This window comes from Chryseobacterium sp. DZ-32 (assembly GCF_059587025.1).
In genome coordinates this window covers 23879-30904 of sequence record NZ_JCAIOM010000031.1, presented here as the reverse complement: position 1 = coordinate 30904, position 7026 = coordinate 23879, and the positions used below count along the sequence as shown (strand labels likewise).

Below are 7026 nucleotides of genomic sequence, written 5' to 3'. Positions count from 1 at the left end.
CCAGCGCCGATGGTACTGCTAACGCGGGAGAGTAGGCCGCCGCCAGTTTTTATTTTATTTTTAAAAAATCCTTTATCGTTATGATAAAGGATTTTTTTGTTTTATACCCAGCTCAATTCATGAGTAATGAGTAATAAGCAATGAGTAATACATCGATTATTCACCATTCATCAACTATCATTGACCATCTATCACTTATCACTTATCAATCATCATTGATCAATTATCAATGATAACGGACAGCACACACTCCAATGGTCACTCCAGGAGTCTCTGCAATCCATATGTCTTAATTATCATCAAACAATTTTACAATATCAAATTGTCTGAATTAAAGGAATCCTAAAGACTCTAATAAAGGAGGCTGGATTCCTGCGGAATGATACAGTGGAATAAGCGGTACAAGTGAAATAGAAATGCGCCAGCTGAATCATAGCACAACTGGAAAGGGATGTTTATTACACTGTTGAAAGATCATTACCCCAGTTCAGCCTAAAATTATTCATTCTTACAGGTGATCTATTCTTTGCTTTCACTACTATCATTTATCCCACCCATTTGTCACTCCGCAGGAGCCTCAACAAAGTAATATCAAAAAACTCAGCAGTATTACTTTTGCTTTTTTGAACTTCTTATGACTCTAATAAAGGAGGCTGGATTCCTGCGGAATGACACAGTAGAACTAAGCGCCGCAAATGAAAGAGCAATACTCCATTGGAACTAATAGATCAATTGGAAACGATGTTTACGACACTATTGAAAGATCATAACCCCGGTTCAGCCTAAAATTATTCATTCTTACAGCTGTTCATTCTTTGCTTTCACTACTATCGGTTATCCCACCCATCTGTCACTCAGTAGGAGTCTCTGCAATCCATATGTCTTAATAATCAAACAATTTTACAATATCAAATTGTCTGAATTAAAGGAATTCTAAAGACTCTAATAAAGGAGGCTGGATTCCTGCGGAATGACACAGTGGAAATAAGCGGCACAAATTAAAGAGAAAGACGCCATTGGAATCAACAACACCATTGGAAAAGATAACCACGGAACCCGTATCCCGAATTCGTCACATCATTTATAATGTATCATTGATCGTTCATTCACCATCTAGCCCCGATAGGAATGGTTACCCCGCAGCTTGGGTTGGAGGGTGGGTGGGTTTTAGGTGTGGGAAGACCCTTCGGCTTCGCTCAGGGTGACAGCGATGGCGCGAGGAGTATGAATGGATAGCGGGAAACAGCTCCTGATATCTCAAGTGGTGTTAAGTAAACTATTTCCTTCTATTACCCTGTTTTCCTCGAATAAATTCAATAAGTTTGTACTAGTTTTCCAAAAATAATTACAATGTCAGGAAATATTCTGATCATCGATGATGAGATCAAACTCCTTAAATTACTAGGAATGATCCTTTCCCAAGAAAATTTTAATGTAAAAGAAGCTTCTACGGCACGTTCGGCAATGACGATGCTGGAGCAATATGAATTTGATGTTGTTCTGAGCGATGTTCGTCTGCCTGATGCTTTTGGGGTAGAGCTGGTAAAAGCTATCAAAACTAAATATCCACAGCTTGAAATTATCCTGATGACGGCATTCGGGAATATTACGGATGCTGTACAGGCTATGAAGAATGGCGCTTATGATTATCTGGTGAAAGGAGATGATAATGAGAAAATAATCCCATTGGTGTATAAGGCTCTTGATAAGGTAAAAGACAATAAATCGAGGGTTGTTCAGCAGACTGTGACGAAAGGGTTTAATCAGATAATAGGTAAATCACCACTTATTTTGCAGGCTAAGAAGTTGGCTGAGAAAGTTGCTTTAACGGATGCTGCTGTTCTTCTTACAGGGGAAACCGGAACGGGTAAGGAAGTTTTTGCGAGTGCCATTCACGAAGGAAGTGACAGGAAGAAAAACAGTTTTGTAGCGATCAATTGTTCAGCATTCAGTAAAGAAATTCTGGAAAGCGAGCTTTTTGGTCATAAACAAGGTGCTTTTACTGGAGCTTTGAAAGATAAGAAAGGATTGATTGAAGAAGCTAACGGAGGAACTCTGTTTTTGGATGAAATCGGTGAGATGCCAATAGAACTTCAGGCAAAATTGCTCAGAGTTTTAGAAACCAGGGAATTTATCAAAATGGGTGAAACCAAAGTTTCCAAATCTGACTTCAGGTTAATTGCTGCTACCAACAGAGACCTGATAGATGAAATAAAGCAGGGAAATTTCAGAGAAGACCTTTATTTCAGGCTGAATGTCTTTGAGATCATGCTTCCGCCATTAAGAGAACGAAAAGAAGACCTGAAAGCTATTGCCAAGCATTTTATAGAATTTTTTTCTCATAAACTTCATCTGACAGGAGTTCAGGTAAATCCTGATTACTATAAAGTACTGGAACGAAACGACTGGAAAGGAAATATCCGTGAACTGAGAAATGCCGTGGAACGCAGCTTGATTTTGATGGATAACAATATCCTTGACGCAGAAAGTCTTCCCCATTATTCGGAAAAAGCTGTTCCTGAAAGTGATTCTTTAAGTATCAGATCACTGGAAAAAATTCACATACAGAAGGTTCTACAGTATACAAAAGGTAACAAGGCAGAAGCTGCCCGTTTACTGGAAATCGGTATTGCCACATTGTACCGTAAACTTGAAGAATACGGATTAAAATAAACCTTTTATCATTTTAATAAAGAGCCTATCATTTTGATAGGCTTTTCTGTTTTTATATAGTTTAGTATTTAGTTTTAATATATTGTTATTCAATTGTTTGGGTGTTTGTTTTTCAGAATGGACTTTCTTTTGGCATATAGTCTTCGAATAAAATATTTAAAAATGACAATTTCAAGAAAAACGTTTAAAAAACGGGAGCACTCTACTTTTAGTCTGCTGATTGTATCGTACGCATTGTTGACCCTTTTAACCCTAATGATTAAAATATGATGCTCATAAGTTTAATTCTGCTTTTTGCAGTATTGTTTTGGCTTTTGTATAAATCAGTTGAATTTTTTGATAGAATATAAATTATGTGGAGTTTATTTTTCCTCTCAATACTTGCCTTTGTGTATATCTTTTATGTTTTAATGAAACCTGAAAAATTTTAATTAGTCATGAATACAGAGATTTTAGGCATTATAGCAATGTTTGCTATCACATTAGTTATCGGAATATTTTTAGGGAAATATATAGCTAATGTCTACGGATACAAAAAGACTTTTCTGGATCCGGTTTTTGAACCCATTGAAAAGTTAATTTATAAAGTTTCGGGAATTAATCCTGCCCGCCAGATGAACTGGAAACAGAATATGTATGCCATGCTGGCGATCAATCTGGTTTGGTTCATCATAGGTTTCCTTCTTTTGCTGAATCAGGCATGGCTTCCTTTGAACCCTGATGGGAATCCAAATATGTCACCCGATCTGGCTTTTAATACTACCATTTCATTCTTAGTGAACTGTAATTTACAGCATTATTCAGGAGAAACAGGAGTAAGTTATCTGAGCCAGCTTTATCTGATGTTTTTACAGTTTGTCACTGCTGCAACGGGAATGGCGGCAATGGCTGTCCTTTTCAAGGCTTTTAAAGAAAAAACAAGTACCGAACTTGGGAACTTCTACGATTATTTCACCAAATCAATGGTCAGGATCCTGGTTCCGATAAGTGTAATTGTTGCTTTAGTACTTTCTATTAACGGAAGTCCGATGACATTCGAAGGAAAAGATCACATTATAACACTGGAAGGTCAGAAAGCTGATGTTTCCAGAGGGCCTGTATCTGCATTTGTTGCGATCAAACATTTGGGAACTAACGGAGGTGGATTTTTCGGAGCCAACTCTGCGCACCCGCTTGAAAATCCCAATTATATGACCAATATGACAGAGATGATCGCTCAGATGATCATTCCGTTTGCATTGGTATTTGCACTGGGTTTTTATCTGAATAAAAGAAAACTTTCATGGGTGATTTTTACGGTAATGACGGTCGGTTTTCTGGCACTTACCATTCCGAATATTGTGAATGAAACAGGAGGAAATCCTTTGATCACAAAAATGGGAACAGATAACAGCCTGGGAGCTATGGAAGGTAAAGAAATCCGTTTCGGAAGTGCAGCGTCCGGCTACTGGAGTATTGCAACCACAGTTATTTCAACAGGATCTGTGAACTCAATGCATGACAGTACAATGCCGCTTTCGGGAATGAATGAATTGCTTGCGATGATGATCAACTGCTTCTACGGAGGTTGTGGAGTCGGAATTCTGAACTATTTTATCTTTATCATTCTGGCCGTGTTTATCAGTGGTCTGATGGTTGGACGAACTCCGGAATTTATGGGTAAAAAGATTGAAGCAAAGGAAATGAAAATTGCTATGATCGTCGCTTTATTCCATCCTTTCCTGATTCTTGCAGGAACCGCTTTAACGGCTTATCTACCGGAATTTGGAGCAAAAACATTGAATAATCCCGGCTTCCATGGTTTCAGTGAAATGCTGTATGAGTTTACTTCTTCCGCAGCGAATAACGGATCCGGATTTGAAGGGTTGGGAGACAATACACCCTGGTGGAATATCTCAACGGGAATTGTACTGTTACTCTCAAGATTTATCCCGATCATAGGACCGGTAGCCATTGCAGGTCTGTTGGCACAGAAGAAATATATCCCTGAAAGTTCAGGAACATTGAAAACAGATACGGCAACTTTCGGATTCATGACTCTGGCAGTGATTTTACTGATTGCAGCGTTGTCTTTCTTCCCTGCATTGACTTTAGGCCCTATTGCAGAGCAGATTCAATATTTCTCAAAATAAATTTGAACATTAAAAATTAAAATCAATATTCAACCATTAAGGAAGCTGAAAAGTGTAAGGAAACTAATCTGACACTTACGAAACGTTCACTTAATATTATCCATATCTATCCTTATTATCCGGCAGACCTTGATGGTTACTATTGATTTACAATGATATAAATTCTTTCAAAAAAATGAAAAATCAGTCACAAACATTGTTTCAAAGAGATTTGGTCAACGAAGCGATAAAACAGTCCTTCGTAAAGCTGAATCCGAAAATTATGTTTAAAAATCCGGTAATGTTCCTGGTAGAAATCGGAACCATCGTCATGTTTATCGTAAGCATGTTCAGCCTTACCGGTGATAAAACCCAGGGAAGCTTTTCCTACAACTTTTTAGTATTTATAATTTTATTTTTCACCGTTTTGTTTGCCAATTTTGCAGAAGCTATTGCAGAGGCAAGGGGAAAAGCGCAGGCTGATACCCTTAGAAAAACAAGGGAAGAAACTCCGGCCAAACTGGTACTTGATAACAAGCCGGGATTTCAGGTAGAAACAAGGCTGAAGATGTCTGCTGAAATGACCTTAGGTGATATTTTCCTTTGTGAAGCCGGAGATCAGATTCCGATGGATGGTGAGATTATTGAAGGTCTTGCTACCATTGATGAGTCTGCTATTACCGGAGAAAGTGCACCTGTCATCCGTGAAGCGGGTGGAGACAAAAGTTCTGTAACAGGAGGTACAAAAGTATTGTCAGACAGAATTAAAGTAAGAGTAACCACAAAACCCGGAGAATCCTTCTTAGATAAAATGATTGCTCTTGTAGAAGGAGCGTCAAGACAGAAAACACCCAACGAAATCGCATTAACCATACTTTTAGCAGGATTCACGCTTACGTTTATTATTGTTACCCTCACTTTAAAACCTTTTGCAGATTATGCGCAGACTCCGATTACCATAGCGGCATTTATATCTCTTTTCGTTTGTCTTATTCCGACAACCATCGGAGGTCTGCTTTCTGCAATCGGGATAGCGGGGATGGACAGAGCGCTGAGAGCGAATGTGATTACTAAAAGTGGAAAAGCAGTGGAAACAGCAGGAGATATTGATGTATTGCTTTTGGATAAAACCGGAACAATTACCATCGGAAACAGAAAAGCAACTCAATTTCACCCCGCCAATGGAATTCAGCTTGAAGAATTTATTAAAGCTTCTGCATTAAGTTCCGTAGCGGATGAAACACCGGAAGGGAAATCTATTATTGAACTAAGTGCTTTAAAACCTGAAGATTTATTAGTTGCTAATCCCACTTATATTGATTTTACCGCAGAAACAAGAACTTCCGGAATTGATTTTGAAGAAACAAGAATCCGTAAAGGAGCTTACGATACAATAAAAAAACTGACTGAAAAAGCCGGGAATATCTTCCCGCAGGAAACCCAGGATGCGGTAACTAAAATTTCTGAAAACGGAGGAACTCCTTTAGTAGTAGCCGTTAATGAAAAAGTTTGGGGCGTGATCGAACTTCAGGATATCATCAAAACCGGAATTCAGGAACGTTTCCAGAGACTGAGAAAAATGGGAGTGAAAACGGTAATGGTAACAGGAGATAATCCTCTGACTGCAAAATTCATTGCTGAAAAAGCAGGGGTAGACGACTTTATTGCCGAAGCTAAACCTGAAGACAAAATGAATTACATCAAAAAGGAACAGCAGGAAGGTAAGCTGGTAGCGATGATGGGAGACGGAACCAATGATGCTCCGGCACTAGCCCAGGCAGATGTAGGTGTTGCGATGAACAGCGGAACGCAGGCTGCTAAAGAAGCCGGCAACATGGTAGACCTTGACAACGACCCTACAAAGCTGATCGAAATTGTAGAAATCGGTAAACAGCTATTGATGACCAGAGGAACGTTGACCACTTTCAGTATTGCAAACGACGTAGCAAAGTATTTTGCCATTATTCCGGCACTCTTTATCACTTTTATTCCTTCTCTTCAGAAGCTGAACATTATGAATCTTCACAGTCCTGAAACAGCCATATTATCAGCAGTAATTTTCAATGCGGTGATTATTCCGTTCCTGATTCCGCTGGCGTTGAAAGGAGTTGCTTACAAGCCCATCGGTGCAAGTGCATTATTAAGAAGAAACCTTTTGATCTATGGGTTAGGCGGAGTAATCGTTCCGTTCATCGGAATCAAAATCATTGATCTGGTAATCAGTTTATTCTATTAAAATTAA

General features: G+C 38.8%; 4 protein-coding genes. All 4 read left to right on the top strand.

The window, feature by feature from the left end; genetic code table 11:
* Nucleotides 1–1350 precede the first annotated feature (1350 nt).
* A complete protein-coding gene (locus AC59HC_RS22445; protein WP_496559406.1) occupies nucleotides 1351–2673 on the top strand; it encodes a sigma-54-dependent transcriptional regulator in 1323 nt (440 codons plus the stop codon).
* 353 nt (nucleotides 2674–3026) lie between these two features.
* Nucleotides 3027–3104: a potassium-transporting ATPase subunit F gene (locus AC59HC_RS22440; RefSeq protein WP_496559409.1), complete on the top strand. Its 78-nt coding sequence runs from the start codon at nucleotides 3027–3029 to the stop codon at nucleotides 3102–3104.
* 6 nt (nucleotides 3105–3110) lie between these two features.
* Nucleotides 3111–4805 (top strand): potassium-transporting ATPase subunit KdpA, encoded by a 1695-nt coding sequence (kdpA, locus tag AC59HC_RS22435; protein ID WP_496559405.1) that lies wholly within the window; start codon nucleotides 3111–3113, stop codon nucleotides 4803–4805.
* 175 nt (nucleotides 4806–4980) lie between these two features.
* Nucleotides 4981–7020, top strand: coding sequence for a potassium-transporting ATPase subunit KdpB (gene kdpB / locus AC59HC_RS22430; protein WP_062676468.1), 2040 nt, complete (start codon nucleotides 4981–4983; stop codon nucleotides 7018–7020).
* Nucleotides 7021–7026 lie beyond the last annotated feature (6 nt).

Excerpts from the sequence above, each read along its gene's own strand:
- kdpB (WP_062676468.1), top strand. The coding sequence starts at position 4,981 with ATGAAAAATCAGTCACAAACATTGTTTCAAAGAGATTTGGTCAACGAA.
- kdpA (WP_496559405.1), top strand. The coding sequence starts at position 3,111 with ATGAATACAGAGATTTTAGGCATTATAGCAATGTTTGCTATCACATTA.
- AC59HC_RS22440 (WP_496559409.1), top strand. The coding sequence starts at position 3,027 with ATGTGGAGTTTATTTTTCCTCTCAATACTTGCCTTTGTGTATATCTTT.
- AC59HC_RS22445 (WP_496559406.1), top strand. The coding sequence starts at position 1,351 with ATGTCAGGAAATATTCTGATCATCGATGATGAGATCAAACTCCTTAAA.